General features: G+C 29.5%; 25 protein-coding genes and 1 pseudogene. 9 read left to right on the top strand and 17 right to left on the bottom strand.

What is annotated here, in order from left to right:
• The 10 genes and pseudogenes from ACTF56_RS03170 to tsaD all read right to left on the bottom strand — a co-directional run.
• Positions 1–417, bottom strand: a pseudogene (locus ACTF56_RS03170) (tRNA uridine-5-carboxymethylaminomethyl(34) synthesis GTPase MnmE); the annotation flags it as partial.
• Positions 418–722: 305 nt separating this feature from the next.
• Positions 723–1,841 (bottom strand): DNA polymerase III subunit beta, encoded by a 1,119-nt coding sequence (dnaN, locus tag ACTF56_RS03165; protein WP_438965465.1) that lies wholly within the window; start codon positions 1,839–1,841, stop codon positions 723–725.
• An 86-nt stretch (positions 1,842–1,927) separates the two neighbouring features.
• Positions 1,928–2,638, bottom strand: a complete 711-nt coding sequence (locus tag ACTF56_RS03160; RefSeq protein ID WP_438965464.1) for a YebC/PmpR family DNA-binding transcriptional regulator — start codon at positions 2,636–2,638, stop codon at positions 1,928–1,930.
• Between the two features lie 51 nt (positions 2,639–2,689).
• Positions 2,690–3,208, bottom strand: coding sequence for a DUF3575 domain-containing protein (locus ACTF56_RS03155; protein ID WP_438965463.1), 519 nt, complete (start codon positions 3,206–3,208; stop codon positions 2,690–2,692).
• Positions 3,209–3,236: 28 nt separating this feature from the next.
• Entirely contained in the window at positions 3,237–3,815 is a 579-nt protein-coding gene (locus tag ACTF56_RS03150; protein ID WP_438965462.1) for a hypothetical protein, read from the bottom strand.
• Between the two features lie 5 nt (positions 3,816–3,820).
• Entirely contained in the window at positions 3,821–4,996 is a 1,176-nt protein-coding gene (locus ACTF56_RS03145; protein WP_438965461.1) for a THUMP-like domain-containing protein, read from the bottom strand.
• Between the two features lie 2 nt (positions 4,997–4,998).
• Positions 4,999–6,087: an AI-2E family transporter gene (locus ACTF56_RS03140; RefSeq protein WP_438965460.1), complete on the bottom strand. Its 1,089-nt coding sequence runs from the start codon at positions 6,085–6,087 to the stop codon at positions 4,999–5,001.
• 3 nt (positions 6,088–6,090) lie between these two features.
• Positions 6,091–6,732 (bottom strand): DUF4159 domain-containing protein, encoded by a 642-nt coding sequence (locus tag ACTF56_RS03135; RefSeq protein WP_438965459.1) that lies wholly within the window; start codon positions 6,730–6,732, stop codon positions 6,091–6,093.
• Between the two features lies 1 nt (position 6,733).
• Positions 6,734–7,438, bottom strand: coding sequence for a 16S rRNA (uracil(1498)-N(3))-methyltransferase (locus ACTF56_RS03130; protein WP_438965458.1), 705 nt, complete (start codon positions 7,436–7,438; stop codon positions 6,734–6,736).
• Positions 7,439–7,447: 9 nt separating this feature from the next.
• Positions 7,448–8,470, bottom strand: a complete 1,023-nt coding sequence (gene tsaD, locus ACTF56_RS03125; protein ID WP_438965457.1) for a tRNA (adenosine(37)-N6)-threonylcarbamoyltransferase complex transferase subunit TsaD — start codon at positions 8,468–8,470, stop codon at positions 7,448–7,450.
• Positions 8,471–8,664: 194 nt separating this feature from the next.
• Here tsaD and ACTF56_RS03120 point away from each other — a divergent pair, with 194 nt between their 5' ends.
• The 5 genes from ACTF56_RS03120 (at position 8,665) to ACTF56_RS03100 (ending at position 16,722) form a co-directional block, all read left to right on the top strand.
• The gene (locus tag ACTF56_RS03120; protein WP_438965456.1) at positions 8,665–13,083 is read left to right on the top strand and encodes a translocation/assembly module TamB domain-containing protein; all 4,419 of its coding nucleotides are present in this window, start codon (positions 8,665–8,667) and stop codon (positions 13,081–13,083) included.
• 161 nt (positions 13,084–13,244) lie between these two features.
• The gene (pfkA, locus tag ACTF56_RS03115) at positions 13,245–14,231 is read left to right on the top strand and encodes a 6-phosphofructokinase (protein ID WP_438965455.1); all 987 of its coding nucleotides are present in this window, start codon (positions 13,245–13,247) and stop codon (positions 14,229–14,231) included.
• A 97-nt stretch (positions 14,232–14,328) separates the two neighbouring features.
• Positions 14,329–15,336, top strand: coding sequence for a type I glyceraldehyde-3-phosphate dehydrogenase (gene gap / locus ACTF56_RS03110; RefSeq protein ID WP_438965454.1), 1,008 nt, complete (start codon positions 14,329–14,331; stop codon positions 15,334–15,336).
• 95 nt (positions 15,337–15,431) lie between these two features.
• Positions 15,432–16,277 (top strand): BadF/BadG/BcrA/BcrD ATPase family protein, encoded by an 846-nt coding sequence (locus ACTF56_RS03105; protein WP_438965453.1) that lies wholly within the window; start codon positions 15,432–15,434, stop codon positions 16,275–16,277.
• Between the two features lie 70 nt (positions 16,278–16,347).
• Entirely contained in the window at positions 16,348–16,722 is a 375-nt protein-coding gene (locus tag ACTF56_RS03100) for a methylglyoxal synthase (protein WP_438965605.1), read from the top strand.
• Here ACTF56_RS03100 and ACTF56_RS03095 read toward each other — a convergent pair.
• Positions 16,719–17,168 (bottom strand): DUF1569 domain-containing protein, encoded by a 450-nt coding sequence (locus ACTF56_RS03095; RefSeq protein WP_438965452.1) that lies wholly within the window; start codon positions 17,166–17,168, stop codon positions 16,719–16,721. The genes ACTF56_RS03100 and ACTF56_RS03095 overlap by 4 nt on opposite strands.
• Before the next feature lie 23 nt (positions 17,169–17,191).
• A complete protein-coding gene (locus ACTF56_RS03090) occupies positions 17,192–17,989 on the bottom strand; it encodes a class I SAM-dependent methyltransferase (RefSeq protein WP_438965451.1) in 798 nt (265 codons plus the stop codon).
• A gap of 78 nt (positions 17,990–18,067) precedes the next feature.
• On the opposite strand from ACTF56_RS03090, the gene ACTF56_RS03085 reads away from it, so the two are divergent.
• From ACTF56_RS03085 to ACTF56_RS03075, 3 genes are all read left to right on the top strand, one after another.
• A complete protein-coding gene (locus ACTF56_RS03085) occupies positions 18,068–19,000 on the top strand; it encodes a peptidylprolyl isomerase (protein ID WP_438965450.1) in 933 nt (310 codons plus the stop codon).
• A gap of 120 nt (positions 19,001–19,120) precedes the next feature.
• A complete protein-coding gene (locus ACTF56_RS03080) occupies positions 19,121–19,459 on the top strand; it encodes a c-type cytochrome (protein ID WP_438965449.1) in 339 nt (112 codons plus the stop codon).
• 30 nt (positions 19,460–19,489) lie between these two features.
• The gene (locus ACTF56_RS03075; protein ID WP_438965448.1) at positions 19,490–19,987 is read left to right on the top strand and encodes a hypothetical protein; all 498 of its coding nucleotides are present in this window, start codon (positions 19,490–19,492) and stop codon (positions 19,985–19,987) included.
• A gap of 239 nt (positions 19,988–20,226) precedes the next feature.
• Here ACTF56_RS03075 and ACTF56_RS03070 read toward each other — a convergent pair whose 3' ends face one another.
• Positions 20,227–20,781, bottom strand: a complete 555-nt coding sequence (locus ACTF56_RS03070; RefSeq protein ID WP_438965447.1) for a thioredoxin family protein — start codon at positions 20,779–20,781, stop codon at positions 20,227–20,229.
• A 95-nt stretch (positions 20,782–20,876) separates the two neighbouring features.
• On the opposite strand from ACTF56_RS03070, the gene ACTF56_RS03065 reads away from it, so the two are divergent.
• Positions 20,877–21,218, top strand: coding sequence for a tRNA-binding protein (locus ACTF56_RS03065; protein ID WP_438965446.1), 342 nt, complete (start codon positions 20,877–20,879; stop codon positions 21,216–21,218).
• Between the two features lie 15 nt (positions 21,219–21,233).
• Here ACTF56_RS03065 and gldG read toward each other — a convergent pair whose 3' ends face one another.
• From gldG to ACTF56_RS03045, 4 genes are all read right to left on the bottom strand, one after another.
• Positions 21,234–22,931, bottom strand: coding sequence for a gliding motility-associated ABC transporter substrate-binding protein GldG (gldG, locus tag ACTF56_RS03060; RefSeq protein WP_438965445.1), 1,698 nt, complete (start codon positions 22,929–22,931; stop codon positions 21,234–21,236).
• Positions 22,931–23,656, bottom strand: coding sequence for a gliding motility-associated ABC transporter permease subunit GldF (gldF, locus tag ACTF56_RS03055; protein WP_438965444.1), 726 nt, complete (start codon positions 23,654–23,656; stop codon positions 22,931–22,933). Before gldF ends, gldG begins: the two co-directional genes overlap by 1 nt.
• Before the next feature lie 117 nt (positions 23,657–23,773).
• Entirely contained in the window at positions 23,774–24,070 is a 297-nt protein-coding gene (locus tag ACTF56_RS03050) for a putative quinol monooxygenase (RefSeq protein WP_438965443.1), read from the bottom strand.
• Between the two features lie 18 nt (positions 24,071–24,088).
• Positions 24,089–24,919, bottom strand: a complete 831-nt coding sequence (locus ACTF56_RS03045; protein WP_438965442.1) for an SAM hydrolase/SAM-dependent halogenase family protein — start codon at positions 24,917–24,919, stop codon at positions 24,089–24,091.
• Positions 24,920–25,018: the final 99 nt, after the last annotated feature.

Raw genomic sequence — 25,018 nt, 5'->3', positions numbered from 1 at the left:
AGAAATTAAATCCGCTACAGCTTCTGCCTGTGATAAATCTAATTTACCGTTTAAAAAAGCTCTTAAGGTAAATTCACCTGCTTGAGCCATTTTAGCTCCTTTACGAAGCAATAATTGAATGATTTGTTGTTGAATAAAGATTGATCCATGACAAGAAATCTCAACCACATCTTCTCCGGTGTAAGAATTTGGATTTTTAAAGATGGAAAGTAAGACTTGATCGTATATTTTACCAGCATCAACAATATGTCCCAAATGAATGGTATGTGTTTTTTGAGTAGCAATATTTTTTCCAGAAACGGATTCAAAAACGGAAGAAGCAATGGTTATGGCCTCGTTTCCAGATAATCGAATAATGGCAATGGCACCAGATCCTGATGGTGTAGCTAAGGCGACAATGGTTTCTTGTGGAATCATTTATAATGAATTGACTATTTAGTTTGCAAAGATAATAAGTTTTTTGGGTTATAATTTAATGGGAGCACAATGTTTCTCAAAGTTAAACACTAAGTTTCACAGTGCTTTTAGGTTTATTGTCCTTTTTGGAACACAGATTAAATAAATTAGAGAAATCTTTAAAATCTTCTTTATACTGTGCGAAAAACTTTGTGGGCTTTGCGTTAAAAAAATAGATGCTGAATCAAGTTCAGATGACAATAATCAAGAAAAAAAAGCCACAAATCAAATGACTCATGGCTTTATTATATTTTAGTTGCTTATAATTAACTATTCAACATTACTGGCATGACTAGCATTGTAACCGTTTCACCTTCATCTAATCCATCAATAGGAGTTAGGATTCCAGCTCTGTTTGGCATTGACATTTCTAATTGAATTTCATCTGATGTTAAGTTGGTTAACATTTCTGATAAAAATCTAGAATTAAAACCAATTTGTAGATCATCTCCTTGATAATCACAAGTCAAACGTTCATCTGCTTTATTAGAATAATCAATATCTTCGGCAGAAATATTTAATTCAGTACCTGCAATTTTTAATCGAATTTGATGCGTTGTTTTGTTCGCAAAAATAGCTACACGTCGCACAGAATTTAAAAATTGAGTTCTGTTGATCATTAGTTTATTTGGATTCTCTTTTGGAATAACAGCTTCGTAATTTGGATATTTTCCATCGATTAAACGACACATTAACACATAGTTTTCAATGGAAAATGTAGCATTAGAATCGTTATATTCAATTTTAACTTCGTTATCAGATGTTCCTAAAATACCTTTTAAAATATTTAAAGGTTTTTTAGGCATTATGAATTCAGCAACTTCAGAAGCTACTACATCAGTTCTTGTATATTTTACTAATTTGTGTGCATCGGTTGCCACGAAAATTAAGCTTTGTGGTGAAAATTGGAAGAAAACACCACTCATTACAGGTCTTAAATCGTCATTTCCAGCAGCAAAAATAGTTTTGTTAATAGCAGTTGATAATACTTCTGCAGGAACAAGAGTAACCGAAGGATCTTCTAATGCAATAGATTTTGGGAATTCTTCACCTGGTGCAAAAGCCAAGGCATATTTACCTGAATTAGAACTTATTTCTACAGTATTGTTATCTTCAACAGTAAATGTTAGAGGCTGCTCTGGAAATGTTTTTAATATTTCTAATAATAATTTCGCTGGAATAGCAACACTACCCACACTTTTTGATTCAATATCTAAAGTAGCAGTCATTGTAGTTTCTAAATCTGAAGCAGAAACTTTAAGCGCATTATTATCTAATTCAAATAAAAAATTATCTAATATTGGTAAGGTATTGCTGTTGTTAATTACACTTCCTAATACTTGTAATTGCTTTAATAAATAGGAACTTGATACTATAAAATTCATTTCGTTGTTTTTTTATTCAAAATTGATTGGACTACAAATATATATCTAAATTTTGAAATTTTTGTCTTTACTATAATTTAATTAGATTATTCTTGCATGCTGTGATATACGTTCATAACGTCATCATCTTCTTCAATTTTTTCTAATAATTTTTCAACATCAGCTACTTGATCAGGTGTTAATTCTTTGGTTACTTGGGGAATTCTTTCAAAACCTGAAGATAATATTTCCATATTTCGGCCTTCAAGTTCTTTTTGAATTGCTCCAAAACTTTCAAATGGGGCATACATTAAAATGCCGTCTTCATCTTCAAATATTTCTTCTACACCAAAATCTATCATTTCTAATTCTAATTCTTCTACATCAATTCCTTCTGCTGGAATTCTAAAATTACAAGTGTGATCAAACATAAATTCAACGGAACCTTGCGTTCCAAATGTTCCATTGCATTTGTTGAAATAACTTCTTATGTTGGCTACAGTTCTGTTGTTATTGTCGGTTGCTGTTTCAATTAAAACTGCAATTCCGTGAGGTGCATACCCTTCAAAAAGTACTTCTTTAAAGTTGGCAGTGTCTTTATCAGATGCTTTTTTTATGGCTCTTTCAACATTATCTTTAGGCATGTTGGCCGACTTTGCATTTTGAATAACTGCTCTTAATCGTGAATTGGTTTCTGGATTTGGTCCACCTTCTTTCACGGCCATTACAATATCTTTCCCAATTCTAGTAAACGTTTTTGCCATTGCTGACCAACGTTTCATTTTTCTAGCTTTTCTAAATTCGAATGCTCTTCCCATTTCTTATTTTTTTAATCGTTGCAAAAGTAAGAATTTTTAATTTTTTTACAACTAAAATGCGTAACCAAGTGAAATTCCTACACGTGGTTTTATTCCTTCCACATCATCAGTGTTTAAAGTTCTGGGTGCATTTACAAAATAATTGCTTAATCCCAAGTTTAAATCCAATAAAAACCCTTTGTTTTTTTTGTTTTGAAAAATCCATTGATAGCCTGTAATTGCCCCAAAACCTACAAGATTTACCCTTTCGCTTGTTGATTTTCTATCTGCCGTTGCATAAGTACCCACAGGAGCAATATAATACCCTTCAAAAGTTGTCCGGTCTTTTTTAAAGAAAAATTTATATTTAATTTCTAAACCCATCGATTTAAAATCATCTTTATTATCATTAACATCAAATTGACTGTAGGCAAATACAATTTCAAAACTATTGTTATTTTCAACCGCAGTTTCATAACTTGCCTCAAAACCTTTTAAAGCAAATCCAACAGGATTAATTTTAAAGGCATGCTCTTGGCCATAAAAGCTTGATGAGCAAACCATAACTAATAAAAAAAGACACTTTTTCATAATTTTAATTTCAAATTTAATATTTATGTTAGTTATCGATACAGTTAAGATTGTCTATAAAAAACAGACTTGGATTTACCGTTTTGTTTAAAATTTCTGATTTTAATTCAGTTCTAACGGCATAATCTTTAGTTTCACCTACATATTTTATTCGCATTAATGAAATTGGTGATGTTTTTAAATCTTGATAATTTTCGGAAACAAAAACAAAATAATTGGTGATGACTTTAATATTGTTTTTAGTTTCAGTATCGAATGAATTTGAAGCACAAGTATCTTCGCTAACGTTAAGTAAAGTAATGATTTTACCGTTATTTAATTGAAAGTAAATTTTAGAGCTTTTATCAAAACAAAACGCAGGAATAAATTCAGGACTTTTTTGAATCATTTGAAGACTTAATAGTACGGTTCCATTATTGTTTAAAATGGAAGCCATGACCAGTTCAGTAGCATTTCCAAAAACTTTTTCGTGCAACATAAAATCAGTTGTTTTTTTTATGTACGTTGAATCTGTTTTTTCTTCAAAATCTATAGAACAATCTTTGTTTTGAGCCAAAGAAACTAGGTTTAAACTAAAAACTAGAAGTACGACGATTTTTTTAATCATGATTTTTAAATTTTGGTGCAAAGTAAAACTATTTTTTCATTATTTAATTGTGTTGTGAAAAATGCAAAAACTATTCCACCATCATTAATTTTATATTTTTTCTTAATTTCATCAACCGTTAAAGGAAAATTTCGAGTGCTACAATTCATTTTTTGTTTGGCTATTTTTTTTAAAGCTTCTTTTTGAAAAGGAATAATTTCATCGATTGCAAATCGTCTTCCTGGAAAATCAATAAGTTTGTCAGATGTAAATAAATGCGAATGTTGGTGCAATTTATCCAAATTAAATGCCTTTGACAAAGCATCCATATTTCCTGATTTCATAATCGAACTATTGGGTTCGTACAAATACTTTTTTGGTGCTGCGAAAGTGCTTAGATATTCTTCTCTGTATTTGGTTTCGAAATGAGTAACCTTTTCATTTTCAATATTTACAGATGATATTTCAATAGTTTCAAGATGTCCTTTTTCAATTTCCCAAAGCAATTCTTTAATCTCATTTTTAACGGCTACAATGTGAATTTTTTTCACAAATTTTAATTCATTAAGACCTGAAGTTATGTCTAAAATAGGAGCTGTTTTAATCAAGATTTTGTGGCTGAATTTAAAATAATCTTCCAATAAATCCGGTACATTTGGAATACAATCTTTTAATAAAAAAACTTTCCCTTTGGTTTCACTTCTTCTGGAAGGATCAATAAAAATCCAATCTATTTTTTTATTTAATTGTTTTAAAATGACCAAGCTATCTCCTTGCAAACAAGTAATATTATCTTGTTGCAATACATTGAAATTGTGTGCTACTATTTCGGATAATTCGGCATTCATTTCACAATGAAAAACTTGTTTGAAATGCTTTGCAAAATAGAAAGTATCAATTCCAAAACCACCTGTTAAATCAATCAACGATTCACCATCAATTAAAGAAGCTTTATAGGCTGCTGTTGTTTCAGAAGAAGTTTGTTCAATTGAAATTTTAGCCGGAAAAATGATGTTTTTTGTTTCAAACCAAGTAGGTAATTTTTCTTTAGACTTTTTTTTAGCCACAACTTGATTCATCAAAAAAGGATAATCAATGCTAGGGAAAGGGTTTTTCTTTAAAGCTAATTGTGTGGTATTAACATCCAAGTTTTCTTGAATAAATTGCTGAACTTCAGGATTCAATAAGGCTTTAAAATCCAAAATTACGTTGTTTTGGTTAGTAATTTTACAAATGTATTGTTAGGAAAAAATTGTTTTGCCATCACTTTTAATATCGTGTAAGTAGGCACTGCGATTATCATTCCAATGATTCCAAATAACGATCCAATAATTAGAATGATAAGAAAAATTTCTAAAGGATGTGAATTGGTACTTTTTGAAAAAATTAGGGGTTGACTGATCATGTTGTCAATAAATTGTACAATAATAAATCCTATAATTACGTAAATAGTTGTAGGAATTATTTCTGTAGAAAAATCGCCATTTAAATTACTAATCATGGTTAAAATCGCCGCGAAAAGAATTCCGATAAGTGGTCCAATATAAGGAATGATGTTTAAAACAGCACATAACAAGGCAATAATGAAAGCATTGTCAACTCCAAAAATCAATAAAACGATGTAATACAAAATAAAAACAATCAATAATTGAAGAATTAAACCAATAAAATATTTTGATAATAATTCTTTACTTTCTTTAACAGAAGAAATGATTTTTGTTTTTTTAGATTTAGGTAAAATACTTTTGAAACTTTCAAAATAATACGTTTTATCTTTCAGTAAAAAGAAGGATATAAACAGAACAGAAATTAATCCAACACTGATGTTTCCTAAAATATTTATCAAGCCATTTACAAAACTAGGAATGAAATTAAAATCTATACTTTTGATTAAGCTTGAACTGTCTAAAAGGCTGGATAAATTGACATTATAGTTACTTAAATAAGTGGATAATTGCTCGATTACAGCAGCATAATTTTGTCTGAGTGAATCAATATCTAATAAGGATAATTTATCCACTTGATTGATTATTAATGGAACAAACAACAATACAAAACCAGTTATAAATAATAAAAAAACAAATAGAGTAGTGGAAACCGCAAGCGTGTTTTTGAATTTGAATTTTTCTTTCAAAAAACGAACTAATGGAGAAGCTATTAAAGTAAAAAGGATAGCAACTATTAAATAAACAATAACCGTTGAAATTTTAAATATAATGAATAATCCAATAGCAATTGAAGCTAAAATAGCTAAAGTTCTTAATATGCCGTTAGAGAGTTGTTTTGGAGTCATTTATTAATTTTTGAATACAAAATTTATAATATTTGCTCCCATTTTTAAGGCATTTTCCCTAACAGAATCGGGATCATTATGTACTTCTTTATCTTCCCAACCGTCACCCAAATCACATTCAAAAGTGTAAAGTAAAACTAGTTTATTTTCAATGAAAATTCCAAAAGCTTGTGGTTTTTTATTTTCATGTTCATGAATTTTAGGTAATCCGTTTGGAAAATTAAATGGTCCTTTAAATATGTCATGATTAGCAGGAATTTCAATTAAATCCTCATTAGGGAAAATTTTTTTGATTTCTTTTCTAACATATTCATCCATTCCAAAATTATCATCAACATGAAGAAATCCTCCAGAAGTTAAGTAACTGTTCAAATTTTCAACATCGTTTGGACTAAAAACAACATTTCCATGTCCAGTCATGTGAACAAATGGGTAAGAGAATATTTCAGCACTTCCAACTTCAACAGTAGGAATTTTTGTGTTTAGCTTTGTACCAATAGTTTGGTTACAATATTTCACCAAATTAGGTAGAGAAGTTGGATTTGCATACCAATCGCCTCCACCAGAATATTTAGCCAAAGCAATCTCTTGTGAAAACCCTAAAGTACAAAGTAAAAAAACACTAAAAATTACAATCTTTTTCATACTATTCGTTTATAAGTGCAACAGTATGACAGCCTACAATGCCCGCAGTTTCTGTTCGTAATCTATTGCTTCCCAAAGATACAGGAATAAAATTATTTTTCAAGGCTAATTGAATTTCTTTCACAGAAAAATCACCTTCTGGACCAATCAAAAGTAGAATGTTTTGATTGGCTTTTATACTTTTTTTCAATAAATCTTTCTGATTTTCTTCACAATGAGCAATAAACTTTTCGGTAGTATGTTCTTTTTTTAAAAACTCGTTATACGAAATAGGCTCATTTATCTTAGGTAAAAAATACTGATTGGATTGTTTCATAGCCGATTGCATAATTTTTTCGGCTCGATCAATTTTATAAACTTTTCTTTCTGAATGTTCGCAAATTATTGGAGTAATTTCATTGATTCCTATTTCGGTAGCTTTTTCTAAAAACCATTCAAACCGATCGTTGAGTTTTGTTGGAGCTATCGCAATATGTAGATGATACTTTTTAGCTTCAAATTTGGTGGTTTTTGTGATGGCTATTTCGCATTTTCTGTCGGATTCTACTTGTATTGTTGCTTCAAATAAATCGCCTTTTCCGTTGGTTATAAAAATGGTATCACCTTCTTTTTTTCGCAAGACTTTAATCATGTGTTTGCTTTCTTCTTTATCAAATTGAAAAGAAGTTAAAGAAGTCGTTATTTCTGAATTATAGAATAATTGCATGTTAGTGTTTTAAAATTCAATTCGTGCTTTAGAAACAATAGAAGCATCGCTAAAATTTTGTTCTAAAAAGTTGTAATAGCCAACAATACCAATCATTGCAGCGTTATCCGTAGTATATTCAAATTTTGGAATATAAGTCTTCCAACCGTATTTTTGTTCTGCTTCTTTTAATGTTTTTCGTATGCCAGAATTTGCCGAAACTCCACCACCAATTGCAATTTGATTAATTCCAGTTTGATGGACAGCCATCTTTATTTTTTCCATCAAGATGTTGATAATAGTATATTGAATGGAAGCGCAAATATCAGCTTTATTTTCTTCAATAAAATTAGGATTTAAAGCAACATTTTTTTGAATAAAATATAAAATTTGAGTTTTCAAACCGCTGAAACTAAAGTTTAAACCGTCCACTTTTGGTTTTGTAAAAGGAAAAGCTTTAGGATTTCCTTCTTGAGCAAATTTATCAATCAATGGTCCACCTGGATAAGGAAAGCCTAATATTTTGGCACTTTTGTCATAAGCTTCTCCAACAGCATCATCTGTAGTTTCGCCAATCACTTCTAAATCAAAAAAGCTATTTACTTTAATGATTTGTGTGTGTCCGCCACTAATAGTCATTGCTAAAAAAGGAAAAGTAGGCTTATCAAAACCCTCTTCCTCAATAAAATGAGCCAAGATATGCGCTTTCATGTGATTTACAGCAATCAAAGGAATGTTCAAAGCACTACTCATTGATTTAGCAAAAGAACCTCCAACTAAGAGTGAACCCATTAATCCAGGACCTTGCGTAAATGCTATGCAATTTAGTTCGTTTTTAGAGATTCCAGCTTTTTTTAAAGCTACATCAACCACTGGAACAATATTTTGTTGGTGTGCTCTTGAAGCTAATTCAGGAACCACTCCACCATATTCTTCATGAATAGCTTGACGCGCTACAATATTTGATAAAACTTTATCGTTTTTTAAAACAGCTGCAGACGTGTCATCACAGGAACTTTCAATAGCTAATGTAAAAATAGGTTTATTTATCATAAAAGAGGCACGAATTTTGATTTAATGTAAAGAATATCTTTCAAAAATAGTTATTTTTGTTTTTGAAATTTATCATTTGTAATTGATTTAGCAAATTTATAACATTTTTTCGTATCAAAAGATTTAAAAAAATAGTACTTCGAGCGTTATTGGCATTGGTTTTACTTTTGCTAGTTTCAGGTATCTTGTTATCCATGCCATCGGTACAAACAAAAATTGCTCATTATTTAACAGCTACAATTAATAAAGATTTTGGTACTAATATTTCAATTGAAAAAGTTGCTATTACTGTTTTTGGGAGTATAAAATTAAAAAATGTAACTGCAAAAGATAAAAATTATAAAAATATATTTGAAATCAAGCGTTTACAAACTTCAATTTTAGATTTCAATAAATTATACAATGAAGGTCATCCTTATTTAGGTGATTTAACTATTGATGGTTTACATCTTAATATGATTCAAGAAAAAGGAGAAACTTCAACCAATTTGGATGCTTTTATTGATGCTTTTGATGATGGAACTCCAGGTTCAGGAAAATTCAGAATGGTAATAAAATCAATGGAACTTAAAAACAGTAAGTTTTCTTACCATGATTATAATTTAGAAAATCCAAAAATAGTTGAATTTACATCGCTAAACGGTAAGGTTTCTAATTTTGCCATCAAAGGAAGTGATGTTACAACAAAAATACAGTCTTTAACTTTTACAGATCACAGAGGTATTAAAGTTAACGAGTTTGCTTCTGATTTTACGTACACAAAAAAGAATATTTTATTAGATAACTTAAAACTTAAAACTGAAAATTCTCAAGTGAATGGAAATGTAGCTTTACGTTATAAAATTGAAGATTTTAAAGATTTTAATAACAAAGTTGTTTTTGAAGTTCAGTTTGATAAAGCAAGTATTTCTTCTAACGACATGAATTATTTTTATAATGAGTTTGGAAAAAATAATATGTTTTATGTTGATACCTATCTCAAAGGAACTTTAAATAATTTTACTACTAAAAATTTAACTTTCACGGATAAGTTTGGAACAGAAGTCATTGGAACTGCTTCGTATAAAAATTTATTTTCTAAAACACCCAATTCGTATCAAATACTAGGAGATTTTGATCGAATTAACTCTAATTATCAAAGTTTAAAAAACATGATGCCAAGAGTTTTAGGAGATAGATTACCCAATAAATTAGCTGTTTTAGGAACTTTTGATTTAAATGGATCAATGGATTTGACTTATGAAGAAATCACTGTCGATGTGACTTTGATTTCAAAATTAGGTTATGTTAAATCCGATTTGTACATCAATAAATTGTATGACATTGATAAAGCTTCCTATAATGGTAATATTCAATTAGATCAATTTGATTTGGGTACATTAATTGGTGATGCTTCCTTTGGAACGGCAACTTTAAATTTAGATGTTAACGGAAAAGGTTTTAGTAAAAAGTATTTAGACACCAATATTGATGGAACAATTAGCGAATTTTATTTTAATGAGTATGTTTATCATGATATTGATGTTGATGGTGAGGTTAAAATGCCTTTCTTCAAAGGATATTTCAACAGTAATGATAAAAATCTTAAAATGGATTTTGATGGTTTAGTTGATTTGAGTTCTAAATCAAGAAAATATGATTTTAGCGCAACTATTGATTATGCCAATTTAAAAGCTTTAAAGTTATTTATTAATGACAGTATTTCAATTGTAAAAGGTAACATTAAAATTGATGCTATTGGAAATTCTTTTGATGAAATTTATGGTGATTTAACATTGAAAAATTTGTATTATCAAAATCATAAAAAAGAGTATTTCTTTGAAGATTTTAATCTGCAATCTTCCTTTGATATCAATAAAGAAAGAACCATTAAAGTTAATTCTACCGACATTATTGATGGTAAAGTTGTTGGAAAATACCGCTTTAATCAAGTCATAAAGTTAGTAGAAAATGCCGTTGGAAGTTTGTATGCCAATTATGCTCCAAATAAACTGCAACCCAATCAATACATGAATTTTGATTTTAACATTTACAATAAAGTTGTGAGTGCTCTTTTACCTGACATTGAAATTGCTGAAAACACAAGAGTTAAAGGTAAAATAATTGCTGATGAAGAATTATTTACTTTAGATGTAAAATCACCTTTTTTAAAAATTAATGCAAATAAAATCAGTGGCATTACACTTGATATAGATAATAAAAATCCTCTTTATAACACTTATATTGAATTGGATAGCATCTCTACAAAGTTTTACAATGTTTCTGAATTTAATTTAATTAATGTTACACAAAATGACACCTTATTTTTTAGAACAGAATTTAAAGGTGGAAAAAAACAAGAAGATAAATATGATTTAAACCTTTTTCATACCATCAATGAAGATAAAAATTCGGTAGTTGGATTTAAAAAATCAGAAGTCTTTTTTAAAGATAATTTATGGTTTATTAATGAAAATGAAAATTTCAAGAATAAAGTAGTTTTTGATAAATTCTTAAAAAACTTTGATATTGAAGAATTGTCATTTTCAAATAATGACGAGTCTTTTGCTTTTAAAGGACAAATTAAAGGAGATAATTACAAAGATTTACAGCTAAATTTTAATGATTTAGATTTGAATAAAGTCACACCAGCTTTAAATAATTTGACTTTTGATGGTAAAATTAACGGACTTATTGATTACAAGCAAGACGGCGAAATTTACAAACCCATTTCCGATTTAAAAGTAGCTGATTTAAAAATAAATAAGTTTGCGCTTGGCGATTTAAATGTAAAAGTTTCTAGTGATGAATTTTTTAGAAAATTCAATGTCAATACCAATATAGTTAAAGATGGTGTTGAAAATTTTTATACCAAGGGAATTATTGAATTTGTAAACAAAAAACCTATTTTATCTTTAGATACCAAATTTGAAAATTTCGATATTCAGGCACTTGGCCCTTTGTTAAGTTCTGTTTTTTCTGACATGAGAGGAAATGCAACCGGTAGAGCTAATATTGTTGGTAACGCCTCAAATCCAGAAATTGATGGTGTCATTTATCTTGAAGATGCAGGAATGAAAGTTCCTTATTTAAATGTGGATTATGATTTAGAAGATAGAGCTAGAATTGATCTTACTGAAAATCAGTTTTTCTTTAGAAATTTTCAAATTGAAGACACAAAATACAAAACAAAAGGAATAGTTTCTGGAACCATTAAACACAAAAATCTTGATAAATGGGTTTTAGATGTTAAAATAGAATCAGATAATATTTTAGGATTAGATACACCACCATCAGAGGATTCTTATTATTATGGCACTGCTTTTATGGATGGATATGCTACAATCAAAGGACCAGTTGAAGCTTTGTCCATCAATGTTAAAGGAGAATCAAAAAATGGAACAGTGATTAAAATTCCTGTAAAAGAAACAGACGATTATGGTGCCGTTTCTTACATTAATTTAATTGATGAAAATGCTCCTATAAATGAAGTTCAGCAAGATGTTACAACTAACGGAATTAAATTAGCTTTAGATTTTGATATAAAACAAAATGCCGAAATTGAAGTAATCCTCAATAAGGAAACAGGTCATGCCATGAAAGGTAAAGGAGAAGGAATTTTGTTTATGGATATAAATACCAACGGAACTTTTCAAATGTTTGGAGATTATACCATTTATGAAGGAGAGTACAATTTTAAATATGGAGGCATTATATCAAAAAAATTCAATGTTGAAAAATTAGGAACTATTGTTTGGAGAGGCGATCCTTTGAAAGCAGAATTAGATTTAAGAGCGATTTATACAGCACAAACTAATCCTTCAGTTTTACTTGAAAGCTCTTCTATTTCCAACAGAAAAGTAGAAACACAGGTTATAATTGACATTACAGGAGATTTAGAAAATCCAAACACAGAATTTTCATTAGATTATCCTAATGTTGGATCAGTTTATAAGTCAGAAATTCAGTATAAATTATCAGATAGAGATACCAAACAACGTCAAGCATTATCTGTTTTAGCAACCGGTAGTTACATTGCAGCAGGTGGAGCAGCAAGTGATTACTATGCTACAACTTTATCTGAAACAGCACAAAGTTTATTAGACGGAATCATTTCAAGTGAAGATGATAAGGTTAAATTTAATTTATCATATAATTCGGGTTCAAGAGCCAATGAAATATCAGATCAATTGGGTTTTAATATTAGCTCTCAAATCAATGAAAAGTTATCTATAAATGGTAAAGTTGGAGTTCCTGTTGGAGGTTTAAGTCAATCGGGTATTGTTGGTAATGTAGAACTTCAATATCAGTTAAATAAAGATAATTCATTGAGAGCTAGAGCTTTTAATAAAGAAAATGAAATTAGTTATATAGGTATTGGAACGGGATACACTCAAGGAATTGGATTGTCTTACAATGTAGATTTTGATAATTTTAATGAATTGTGGAGAAAAATATTCACACCAAATCAGATTGAAAAAGACAAAAATAACGATCCTTATAAAGAAAATATACCACCAGATTCTGAACTAAATCCTGAGTATATTTATCTAAATTCGAATGATAGAAAAAAGAAAGAAGAATCCAAAAAAACGGAAAGTAAAAAACCAATTGAAGTTCCAGAGGTTGAATAAATTTTATTCAACCTTTTTTTTGATAGAATAGCAATTAATGTCCACTTTTACTATTATTTATCAACGAAAACGTTTGAAAAATTAAATATTCAATAATTTTTTATCAAAAAAACGGATATAAACTAACAAATAATATAATTTTACATTTAAATAATCATAATATGTCAAAAAACATTGTAAAGATAGGAGTGCTAACTTCAGGTGGTGATTCTCCAGGAATGAATGCTGCAATACGATCAGTGGTTAGAACTTGTGCTTTTCATAAAATCGAATGTATTGGTATTTACAGAGGATATCAAGGAATGATAGAAGGTGATTTTAAAGAAATGGGACCTCGTTCTGTAAACAATATAGTTAATAAAGGGGGTACCATTTTAAAATCGGCCCGTTCTGCAGAATTTAGAACTCCTGAAGGAAGAAAAAAAGCTTTTGATAAATTAAAAGAAGCCGAAATCGATGCTTTAGTGGTTATTGGTGGAGATGGAACTTTTACTGGAGCTGAAATTTTTAATGCGGAATATCATTTTCCTGTAATGGGAATTCCTGGAACAATTGATAACGATATTTTTGGAACAAGCCATACTCTTGGATATGATACTGCTTTAAATACTGTAGTTGAAGTTATTGATAAAATTCGTGATACGGCAAGTTCGCACAACCGATTATTTTTTGTTGAAGTAATGGGAAGAGATGCTGGTCATATAGCTTTAAATGCCGGAATTGGAGCAGGAGCAGAGGAAATACTTATTCCTGAAGAAGATTTAGGTTTAGAGCGTTTGTTAGAATCACTTCAAAAAAGTAAAGCTTCAGGAAAATCTTCAAGTATTGTTGTGGTTTCTGAAGGCGATAAAATAGGTAAAAGCGTATTCGAATTAAAAGATTATGTAGAAGAGCATATGCCAGAGTATGATGTTCGTGTATCTGTTTTAGGTCACATGCAAAGAGGAGGATCACCGTCATGTTTTGATAGGGTTTTGGCTTCCAGATTAGGAGTTAAAGCCGTTGAATCTTTATTGGAAGGAAAATCTAACTTTATGGTTGGAATTTTAAATGATAAAATAGAATTAACACCTCTAGAACAAGCCATTAAAGGAGAATCAGAAATTGATTTAGAATTAGTTAGAGTTTCCGATATAATGTCAACTTAAAATAAAAATGGGTTGGTAATAAATGGGTAATGGTTTATTCTATTATCAAAAAGTAACTAACCTTAAACATAAACTATAAACAATTAACATAAAGAAAATGTCAAAAGTAAAATTAGGAATAAACGGTTTTGGTAGAATTGGTAGAATCGTATTTAGAGAATCTTTCAACAGAGATAATGTAGAAGTTGTAGCAATTAATGATTTATTAGATGTAGATCATTTGGCTTATTTATTAAAATATGATTCAGTTCACGGTCGTTTTGATGGTAAAGTAGAAGTTAAAGAAGGTAAATTATTCGTTAACGATAAATTTATTCGTGTAACTGCTGAGCGCGATCCAAAATTAATTCAATGGGATGATAAAGAAGTTGATGTAGATATCGTTGCTGAATGTACTGGTATTTTTACAACTTTAGAAACCGCTCAAGCTCACATTGATGGTGGTGCTAAAAAAGTGGTAATTTCTGCTCCATCTGCAGATGCTCCCATGTTTGTTATGGGTGTAAATCACGATAAAGTTACTGCTGCTGATACCATTGTTTCTAACGCTTCATGTACTACAAATTGTTTAGCTCCTTTAGCAAAAGTAATCAATGATAATTTTGGAATTGTAGAAGGTTTAATGACAACTATTCACGCAACAACTGCTACTCAATTAACAGTTGATGGTCCTTCTCGTAAAGATTTCCGTGGTGGTCGTTCAGCATTATTAAACATGATTCCTTCTTCAACGGGTGCTGCTAAGGCTGTAGGAAAAGTTATTCCAGAATTAAATGGAAAATTAACTGGAATGTCAATGCGTGTTCCAACGGCTGACGTTTCTGCGGTTGATTTAACAGTTAAAGTTGCTAAAGAAACTTCTTACGAAGAAATTATGGCAGTTTTAAAGAAAGCTTCTGAAAATGAATTAAAAGGAATTTTAGGTTATACTGAAGATGATGTAGTTTCTCAAGATTTTGTTTCGGATTCTAGAACTTCAATCATTGATGCTAAAGCTGGAATTGGATTGAACAGTACGTTCTTCAAAATCATGTCTTGGTATGATAATGAATATGGTTATTCAAGTAAATTAATTGATTTAGCTGTACATATTTCTAAAGTATAATTTGGATTTTGGATATTGGATTTTCAGGTAATGGATTATAATTAATCTTTAAAATCTGAAAATCCAGTTTCTAAAAATCTAAAAATCTAAAAAAAATGAAATTACTTGTAGATAGTGGTTCCACTAAAGCCGATTGGATGGCAATTGATGAAAACGGTAAAGTTTTGTTTACTACACAATCATTGGGTTTAAACCCAGAAGTGCTAACAAAAGAAGAAATTATTCAGCGTTTAGATGATAAATTTGATATTTATCAAAACAAAAAAAACGCTACGCATTTATATTTTTACGGAGCAGGTTGTGGTACAGATAGAATGAAAATCTTTTTAAAAGAAATTTTTAAAGACTATTTTTCGAATGCTAGTATTACTGTAGAAGAAGATACTTACGCAGCAGTTTATGCAACAACACCAAAAAATGAAAAAGCAATAGTTTGCATTTTAGGAACAGGTTCTAATTGTAGTTATTACGATGGAGAAGTTTTACATCAAAAAGTACAATCGTTAGGTTATATCGCCATGGATGATGGTTCAGGAAATCGTTTTGGTCGTCATTTGTTAAGAGGTTATTATTTTAATAAAATGCCAGCTGCTTTGGCTAAAGAATTTGAAACTGAATTTAATCTTGATGCCGATTTCATAAAGAATAAGTTATACAAAGAGCCCAATCCAAATGCATATTTAGCAACTTTTGCCAAGTTTTTAATCAAAAATAAAGACAACGAGTTTTGCAAAAAAATAATTAAAAAAGAACTGAAATCTTTCGTAAAAAACTATGTAATGCAATTTGAAGAACACAAAGATGTTCCTGTAAATTTTGTGGGTTCTATAGCTTTTTATTTAAAAGATGAATTAAAAGTAGTTTTAGAAAAATACGGTTACAAAATGGGCAATGCACTTAGAAGACCAGCCGATGGTTTAATTGCTTTCCATTCCAATTAATACCTTTGAAAATGAATCCTGATATTTTTGTCAGGATTTTTTTTTACATTTGAACTACTAAAAAACAATGATGGAAATAGCAATTATTGCTCATGATGGAAAAAAAGCCGATATGGTTCAATTCATCAATAAAAATAAAGACATTTTAATTCGTGAAAACATCAAACTAATTGCCACTGGAACAACAGGTAGAAAAGTGGAATCGGTTGGCTTAAAAGTAAAAAAAATGCTTTCTGGACCTTTAGGAGGAGATGCTCAAATTGCGGCAAGAGTTGCAGAAGGCAAAACAAAAATGGTCTTGTTTTTTAAAGATCCAAATTCAAGTCACCCACACGAACCCGATATTTCAATGTTAATTCGTATTTGTGATGTTCACAATGTACCTTTAGCTACCAATGAAGCTACTGCCCAAATGCTTTTATTAGCGTTAGACGATTTGCATTAAACCCCAAATTGTTTTAAATGATGATCTAAATGCATGGTTTGCAGCCGACTCCATTCAGAATAAGTTAATTTACCAAAAAAAGGATGTTTGAAATTTTTAATAGCCGTTTCTTTTTGAAGCGAGAAGGTATTTATTTTTTGAATTAATTCTCGTCTTGCCAAATCAAAAGAAACAGTTTCTTCGGAAATAAATTCTTTGACAGTTGGACTATTCTTTTTAAACTCGTTACTTTTTATAATTGAATTTTTAAATAGTTTTCCCATTAAACTCATTACAAAATTCATTTTAAGTTCTAAGGTTCCAAAGGCCACATCCATTGGTCCTTGGCAATGCATCAACATTTGTTCCACAGTCATTTTTCCCCATAAAGGCTTCGAGTTTGGAGTTAAATGGTTAATTCTGTCAATCAACTCGTTGTTATCAGTAGCGTTAAAAATGCTTTTCATTATTAATAAATTGTAATGTAAATTTATATTTTTTTGGCTTTCAAGCTGTACATCATTGGAATTTTATTTTCTAAATGTTTAATTCTGAATTTATTTGGTTCAAATTCAATCATTTCATTAAAACAATTGTAATTAGAATAATCGTATTCCTCAAAATGTTCTAATTGCAAACCATTATTCATCAAAGCTTGAAAAACTTCAGACAAAGAATGATTCCAACCGATATAATCTGTTTTTAAATCAGCATCTTTTTCAGCATATGTTCCAGAATATTCTTCTACAATTGGTTTTTCGTTGTGGTAATGGTATTTGATTTTAGTAAAATCATCATCAAACATCCAAACTACAGGATGAAACTCTATAAAAACTAATTTTCCGTTAGGTTTTAAAAAATGAGAAATCACTTTTGCCCACATATCCAAATCAGGCAACCAACCAATTGTTCCGTAACTTGTGTAAACAATATCAAATTTTTTGTCTAAATGGTCTGGAGTATCATACACGTCGCAACAAATAAATCTAGTTTCTAAACCCAATTGTTTATTTAATTCTTGGGCTTTTTCTATAGCTATATCTGACAAATCAATTCCAGTACAATTAGCTCCAAGTCTTGCTAATGATAAAGTATCTACTCCAAAATGACATTGTAAATGCAAAATACTTTTGCCTTGAATATCTCCTAAAAGATTTAAGTCAATTTCAGGAATAGAATTTTTACCATTTAAAAAACCGGAAACATTGTAAAAATCAGAATTTAAATGAACTGGAACTTGTTTATTCCATGTTTCCTTGTTGATTTGAAGGTAGTTTTCTGATTTCATTTGCTTTTGGTATGACATTGTTTTCAAAAATAGTAAAAAAAGTAGTAATTTTGCACAACAATAAAAAAACATAAAAAAATGCAAGACGGAATCTACGCAAAATTTAATACTTCAAAAGGAAGCATTGTTGTTAAATTAACACACGATAAAACTCCAGGAACTGTTGGAAACTTTGTGGGTTTGGCTGAAGGTCAATTGGAAAATAACGTTAAAAAAATGGGCGAACCTTACTATAACGGTATTAAATTTCACAGAGTTATTCCTGATTTCATGATTCAAGCAGGTTGTCCATTAGGAACTGGAACTGGTGATGCAGGTTACAAATTTGATGATGAATTTCATCCAGAATTAAAGCACGATGCACCAGGAGTTTTGTCAATGGCAAATGCTGGTCCAGGCACTAATGGCTCTCAATTTTTCATTACACACATTCCAACAAATTGGTTGGATAATAAACATACTGTATTTGGTCATGTTGTGGAAGGTCAAGATGTTGTTGATGCTGTTGCTCAAGGAGATGTAATTGAAACTTTAGAAATTATTAGAGTAGGAGACGAAGCTCAAAAATGGAATGCTATTGAAGCGTTTAGAACATTTGAAGGTTCTCGTGAAAAAAGAATAGCGGAACAAAAAAGAAGGGCTGAAGAAGCTATGGAAAAATTAGCTGCGGGATTTAATAAAACTGAAAGTGGATTGCGTTACCAAATGATTCAAAATGGAAATGGAACACAAGCTGAGAAAGGAAAAACAGTTTCGGTACATTATGAAGGTTCTTTAGAAAACGGACAAGTTTTTGATTCGTCTTTCAAAAGAAAACAACCTATTGAATTCAAATTAGGAGTTGGGCAAGTAATTTCGGGATGGGATGAAGGTATTGCTTTATTAAAAGTAGGAGATAAGGCTCGTTTTGTAATTCCTTCTCATTTAGGATATGGTTCACAAGGAGCAGGAGGCGTTATTCCACCAGATGCAACCCTGATTTTTGATGTGGAGTTGATGCAGGTTAAATAGAGTTCAGTGTTCAGTCATTAGTATTCAGTAGAATCGTTAATTGACAATTATTTTATAGAAATCCCGAAAGATATAATTTTTCGGGATTTTTTGTTATATTTGGTTAAATATTGGATAAAAATGAAACTTAAATCTTTTCTATTGCTATTAAGCATTGCGTTTGTTTACTCTTGTGCAACAAAAACGGCTCCACAACCAAAAAAAAAGGTTGTAAATGAAATTATTGTAACTGAAGAAAAAGAAACCTCTTTTAATTTTTCTAATACAGTTTTAACTGAAAATCAAATTCAAGGGAAACAACTTTATGAAGTTAAATGTGCTAATTGTCATAAATTATATGCTACAACAGATTTTTCTAACGAAAAGTGGATAAAAATTCTTAAACGAATGCAACCAAAAGCTAAAATTAATGATGCACAAAGAGCACAAATTTATGATTACATTACAAGTGGTATGTAATTTGTAATTAGTTTTAAAATGAAATCAAAAATGAGAAACCTAATTGTAACCACCTTTTTATTATTGGCTCTATTTTCAAATGCTCAACAGCATTGTGGATTTGATTTTACGTCTTATTTAGTGGTAGATGTTCATGAAAATGGAAAACAAACTAATTTAGATAATATTAAAGTAGTTTTAATTGATAGTCTTCAAAACGAAGTCATCAACACCAATAATTCACTAAGTTGGAATAATGGAAATAAACCAATGATTTTTACAAAGAATCATTTAATAAATAAAGAAGGAGAAAAAGAACGCTGGTTTTTTCCATACGCTAAAGATAATTATTTACTTTCCGTTACAAATACCTTTCCAGCTGAAAAATACAGCATTAAAATTGAGGATTTGTCGGGTAAATTTAAAACTCAAATCATAGCCTTACAAAGTTTTAATCTTTACATTTTATGTTCTACCGAAAATGAAAAACAATCTCGAAAATTTGGACCTAGAAGTAATAGTCCAATTGAAGTTGTAATGGAAGAGTAGCTTTATTAAAATTAAAATTGAATTTATACAAACATGCTTAGTCAAAAATAACTTAGATTAGTTGTATTGGTTTTATTTTTTTTGTTCAATTATTTTGGAAGTAATTTTCAAAATGAAACTACAGACACCCTGCAATGGTTAAGTTATAAATTCAAATTTTCAATGATGACAAAAATTACAGGTTTCTTATTTTTGATATCAGTTTTTTTATTTTTTAAATCAAAAAAAGCTAATTGAAATCATTTCCACTTAATACCACAACCCATACTTGGTTTTTGAACATCGTTTAAATGTCGGTTATAAATAACACTATCAATAGCATTTCTCAAATCACTTCCACTTACAGGAATTCCGTTTTCGGGTCTAGAATCGTCTAATTGACCTCTATAAACTAATTTGTTTTGTGGATTAAATAAGTAAAAATCTGGTGTGCATGCCGCATCATACTTTTTGGCTACTTGTTGAGATTCATCATATAAATAAGGAAAATCAACTTTATGTTTTAAGGTAAAATCAGCCATTTTATCTGGTGCATCTTGCGGATATTTTACAATATCATTACTGGAAATTGCAACTATTCCAATACCTTGAACTCTGTAATCATTAGCTATCATTACAATTTCATCTATCACATGCAAAACATAGGGACAATGATTGCACATAAAAACAACTAAAGTTCCTAATTTACCTTTACAATCTTCAAAATTAAAATTAGTATTAAAGTTAGAAGCTGGTAATAAAAAGTCTGGTGCTATTGTTCCTAAAGGAAGCATATTGGATGGAGTTAATGACATGTTTTATTGAGGTTGTTATATATTTGATAGTTATACGCTGAAATATATAAAAGGTTACATAAAAGTATTACTTTTGAACTTATTTGAATTAATATATGCAAAACGAAATATCTTGGACAGATTTTGAAAAAGTGGAAATGCGAATAGGAACCATCATTGAAGTGCATGATTTTCCTGAAGCGAGAAATTCTTCCTATAAATTAACTATTGATTTCGGAAATGAAATTGGTTATAAAAAATCTTCTGCTCAAATTACAAAAGAATATTTCAAAGAAGATTTAATAGGTAAACAAATAGTTGCCGTAATAAATTTCCCTAAAAAACAAATTGGCCCTTTTATGAGTGAATGTTTAGTATTGGGTTCATTAGGTGATGATAAATCAGTTGTTTTGCTCACATCAGATAAAAAAGTACCTAATGGACTTAGAATAGGTTAGAATAAATTTAAATTTCTAACTTTTCAAAATACTGTATTTTCTTTTTCTTAAATAGGTAAATATAATTCCAAAAAGAGCCAAAACAACCAAAGGCAATCCAATGGTAATCATTTGTGCTTGTGTGTAGTTGTTATGCACTTTCTCTTTATCTAACAAAGGTAAATTGACATCTTTTGATCTAATATTCATTAATCCAATATCGTCTAATAAATAATTAGTACAATTCATTAAAAATTCTTTGTTTCCAAATAAATTTTGTGTGAATTTATCAAAACCTAATTCAATTGGTGTTCCATTTTTATCTAATTGGTTTTTAATAATATCACCATCAGAAATTACTATCATCTTTGAAGATTTGTTACTGCTTTTAAAATTAGAATCCTGAAAAGGTAATATTCTATTTTCGTATGCAGATCTAAACTTACCTTCCAATAAGACCGAAACGGGTATAAAACCTTTCCCTTGATAATCTGTTTCATTAACTTCATCTAAAACCATTTTTAATGAAACTTCAACGGGAGTTCCAATAGGTCTAGATTGTTCAGAACTTGATAACAAAACTGTTTTTTTGATGTCTTTATTTTTCAGAATTTCAATTGGATTTGTAAACTCAAATTTAACACCTTCAATATTTTTTACTATAGGATGATTACTTGCTGGATAAACAAATGGTGCGTATTTCCAAAGAAATTGTTCTTTTTGCGCATTGCTCCCTTCTTGACCCGATTCTAGTATTAATGGAGTTGCTAATTCATCTTTAATCAGTAAACTATTCAATCGAATTCCGTATTTGAAAAATTGATCCGTTAAATTTAAATCTTGTGGATAAGCTAAAATACTTCCAGTTTCATTATAGAGACTGTCCATATCGGCTTTTACAGCATCAATCAACCACATCGAATTGCCACCATTAACAATGTATTGATCTAAAACTTGCTTTTCGGCTTCTGTAAAAACTTCTGTAGGTTTAGCAATTATTGCCAAATCATATTTTTCTAATGCTTTTAATGTTTCTAAAGGTTTGTTGGTTACCGAATCCAAAGTAAAAGGAGCAATAAAATAACTTTCCTTAACGCTTCTTAAAAAATCAGCAATGTACTTATCTTCTAATTCACCATTACCTTTTATTATGGCAATTTTCTTTTGTTTTTCTTTAACAATTTTATTTAATCCATCTGCAAATGCGTATTCTAAATGTTGCACAGAACTGATTATTTTATCTTCTGTTGAGGCACCCATAAGGTTTTTTAGCAATCCTATTTTGCTATCTTTTTCTTTATAAGTGGCCACAGCCCAAGGAAAAACTACTTCTTGTGTTTGTTTTCCTTTGTCTTCAACAGTAATATTTAAAGGTGTTAATCCATTTTGATAAAACTGTTGCATGATTTGATATCGCTCACTTTCTTTTTCAATCGGATTGGCAAATTCAAATATTATATTGGAATTGTAAGCTGAAAATTCTTCTAAAAGTTGACGTGTTTCGTTTTGAAGTCTTTTAAATTCTGGAGGAAAATTTCCTTCTAGAAAAACATCAATGTATAAAGGTTCTGTTACATTTTTAATGATGTTTAAAGTAGTTTCCGATAAAGTGTATCTTTTATCTTGCGTTAGATCAAATCGTTTGAAGAAATAATTTCCAACAAAATTTAATGCCAGTAACACAACAGCAAGTAATCCAAGTTGTTTTAAAGCTATTTTTTTATTTGATTCCATTACCATTTTAAGGATTTAAGTTGATAAACCGTTGCAGCTAAAAAGAAAATAGTTACACTTACAAAATATAAAATATCTCTGGTATCTAAAACACCACGACTCATACTTTTATAATGATAATCCATTCCTAAAGAAGCAAATAAATCTCTAAAATCGCCCATTAATGTTGCAATACCATCAAAACCAAAATAAAAGAAAAAGCAAACAAAAACGGCAATGATAAAAGCAACGATTTGATTTTCAGATAATGTAGAAGTAAATATTCCAATAGCACAATAAGCAGCAATTAAAAATAAAAGCCCAAAATACGAACCCAAAGTACTTCCTAAATCTATATTTCCAGAAGGATTTCCTAAATCACTAATTACAAAAACATAAATAATGGAAGGCAAAATAGCAATGATAATCAAAATAAAAGCACCCAAAAATTTACCATTCACAATTTGCCAAATCGACATGGGTTTGGTAAAAAGCAATTCAATGGTGCCTTGCTTTTTTTCATCAGAAAAACATTTCATTGTTACTGCTGGAATCAAAAAAATTAAAATCCATGGTGCTAATTTGAAAAAAGGACTCATATCGGCAAAACCTGAATTCAAAATATTAAAATCCCCTTCAAAAACCCAAAGAAATAAACCGTTTAGTACTAAAAAAATGGCTATGACTAAATATCCAATAGGTGAACCAAAAAAGGATTTTATTTCTCTTAAAAGTAATGCTTTCATATGTGTGCTAAACTTGTTTCAGAATCTTTTATTGTTGAACTGTTTATGTAATTAATTTTCTAAACGGTTAATTTTTTGTGGTTCAAATGTACAATAGTTATAAATAACTCCCAACTATTAACTCAAAACTACTAATTTATCTACACTCCAAGCTTCCGGTTTATCGCTAAAAAGTGATTTGGTGAATTTCCAAACTTTCCCAAACAGTTCCGATTTTCGATAATTTTCTAAATCATTTTCGGTTTCCCAATAACTGTAAGTAAAAAAGGTTTGAGGATCATTCTTATCTTGGTACAATTCTAATAAACGATTTCCTTCAAAATTTCGTATATTTTCTTTCACAGAATTGAAATTTTCTAAAAATAATTCAATGTTTTCTTTATGAAAACGCATTTTAACAATTCGTACAAACATATTTATAGCTGATAATAATTATTTGAATGTGATGGTAATAAAATCCCAAATTTTTAATCCTAGCAATGAGTTTGCCGTTCCAGTTGCATTGGGAATTCCATAATAAACAGCAATTTCTAAATAACCTGCTTCATTAAATAAAGCCAATGCATCGCCTTCAAAATCTTTTAAACTTTTTGTTTCACTCACTTTAAAGTCGGCATAATGCGTACTTATTTTATGAATAGTTCTGTTTTTTGCTTTTATTTCAAAAGATCTACCATTAACATATTCATTAAATATTTTTTTAGAAATATTACTAACACAATTTCCAAAAGAATCAATGTAAATAATATTTCCTTTGAGTTCTTTAGTATCCATGGATAAGGTCGGAACAAACGTTTTAAAATCAATTAAATCCTCTTTTTCAATCCTACTTCCAAGTGCAATGATGGAATTTCCATTTATTATATGGTTCGCAATTGCAACAAAGGCATCGGCATCAGAACCTTTTATAATTGGATTATCATTGGAAATTTTTATAATTTGCGTTGCTTTTTTATCCTTTAAAAGCATATTCATAACACCATTGTCTGAACAAATAAAAAATTGATCTTCCAATTGTACCACTAAAAACTGGCTTGAATTATTTATTTCCGTATTAATTAAGATGAGATGAACGGTGTTTTTAGGAAAATTTTTATAAGCGGATTCAATGATATAACTGGCTTCAAATACATTATAATGAGCAATTTTATGAGATATGTCAACAATGTTGCAACCAATCATTTTACCCAATATTTTACCTTTCAAAGCACCTACAAAGTAGTCTTTGTTTCCATAATCAGAAGTTAAGGTAATAATTGGCATAAATTTGTTTGTAATTTAAAATAATTCAAACATTATTTTTATTAAATTTGAATGCAAAGCTAATGTATTTTTAGCGTATTTAAAATAATCAATAAAACA

This window comes from Flavobacterium sp., from assembly GCF_965657075.1.
Classification (GTDB): Bacteria; Bacteroidota; Bacteroidia; order Flavobacteriales; family Flavobacteriaceae; genus Flavobacterium.
Note: the sequence above shows the minus strand (reverse complement) of the source record. Positions and strands in the feature narration are given on the sequence as shown.

What these genes read in the sequence shown, in the direction of transcription:
- dnaN (WP_438965465.1), bottom strand. Translation starts at nt 1,841, where the DNA reads ATGAATTTTATAGTATCAAGTTCCTATTTATTAAAGCAATTACAAGTA.
- ACTF56_RS03160 (WP_438965464.1), bottom strand. Translation starts at nt 2,638, where the DNA reads ATGGGAAGAGCATTCGAATTTAGAAAAGCTAGAAAAATGAAACGTTGG.
- ACTF56_RS03155 (WP_438965463.1), bottom strand. Translation starts at nt 3,208, where the DNA reads ATGAAAAAGTGTCTTTTTTTATTAGTTATGGTTTGCTCATCAAGCTTT.
- ACTF56_RS03150 (WP_438965462.1), bottom strand. Translation starts at nt 3,815, where the DNA reads ATGATTAAAAAAATCGTCGTACTTCTAGTTTTTAGTTTAAACCTAGTT.
- ACTF56_RS03140 (WP_438965460.1), bottom strand. Translation starts at nt 6,087, where the DNA reads ATGACTCCAAAACAACTCTCTAACGGCATATTAAGAACTTTAGCTATT.
- ACTF56_RS03135 (WP_438965459.1), bottom strand. Translation starts at nt 6,732, where the DNA reads ATGAAAAAGATTGTAATTTTTAGTGTTTTTTTACTTTGTACTTTAGGG.
- ACTF56_RS03130 (WP_438965458.1), bottom strand. Translation starts at nt 7,438, where the DNA reads ATGCAATTATTCTATAATTCAGAAATAACGACTTCTTTAACTTCTTTT.
- tsaD (WP_438965457.1), bottom strand. Translation starts at nt 8,470, where the DNA reads ATGATAAATAAACCTATTTTTACATTAGCTATTGAAAGTTCCTGTGAT.
- ACTF56_RS03120 (WP_438965456.1), top strand. Translation starts at nt 8,665, where the DNA reads ATGCCATCGGTACAAACAAAAATTGCTCATTATTTAACAGCTACAATT.
- pfkA (WP_438965455.1), top strand. Translation starts at nt 13,245, where the DNA reads ATGTCAAAAAACATTGTAAAGATAGGAGTGCTAACTTCAGGTGGTGAT.
- gap (WP_438965454.1), top strand. Translation starts at nt 14,329, where the DNA reads ATGTCAAAAGTAAAATTAGGAATAAACGGTTTTGGTAGAATTGGTAGA.
- ACTF56_RS03105 (WP_438965453.1), top strand. Translation starts at nt 15,432, where the DNA reads ATGAAATTACTTGTAGATAGTGGTTCCACTAAAGCCGATTGGATGGCA.
- ACTF56_RS03100 (WP_438965605.1), top strand. Translation starts at nt 16,348, where the DNA reads ATGGAAATAGCAATTATTGCTCATGATGGAAAAAAAGCCGATATGGTT.
- ACTF56_RS03095 (WP_438965452.1), bottom strand. Translation starts at nt 17,168, where the DNA reads ATGAAAAGCATTTTTAACGCTACTGATAACAACGAGTTGATTGACAGA.
- ACTF56_RS03090 (WP_438965451.1), bottom strand. Translation starts at nt 17,989, where the DNA reads ATGAAATCAGAAAACTACCTTCAAATCAACAAGGAAACATGGAATAAA.
- ACTF56_RS03085 (WP_438965450.1), top strand. Translation starts at nt 18,068, where the DNA reads ATGCAAGACGGAATCTACGCAAAATTTAATACTTCAAAAGGAAGCATT.
- ACTF56_RS03080 (WP_438965449.1), top strand. Translation starts at nt 19,121, where the DNA reads ATGAAACTTAAATCTTTTCTATTGCTATTAAGCATTGCGTTTGTTTAC.
- ACTF56_RS03075 (WP_438965448.1), top strand. Translation starts at nt 19,490, where the DNA reads ATGAGAAACCTAATTGTAACCACCTTTTTATTATTGGCTCTATTTTCA.
- ACTF56_RS03070 (WP_438965447.1), bottom strand. Translation starts at nt 20,781, where the DNA reads ATGTCATTAACTCCATCCAATATGCTTCCTTTAGGAACAATAGCACCA.
- ACTF56_RS03065 (WP_438965446.1), top strand. Translation starts at nt 20,877, where the DNA reads ATGCAAAACGAAATATCTTGGACAGATTTTGAAAAAGTGGAAATGCGA.
- gldG (WP_438965445.1), bottom strand. Translation starts at nt 22,931, where the DNA reads ATGGAATCAAATAAAAAAATAGCTTTAAAACAACTTGGATTACTTGCT.
- gldF (WP_438965444.1), bottom strand. Translation starts at nt 23,656, where the DNA reads ATGAAAGCATTACTTTTAAGAGAAATAAAATCCTTTTTTGGTTCACCT.
- ACTF56_RS03050 (WP_438965443.1), bottom strand. Translation starts at nt 24,070, where the DNA reads ATGTTTGTACGAATTGTTAAAATGCGTTTTCATAAAGAAAACATTGAA.
- ACTF56_RS03045 (WP_438965442.1), bottom strand. Translation starts at nt 24,919, where the DNA reads ATGCCAATTATTACCTTAACTTCTGATTATGGAAACAAAGACTACTTT.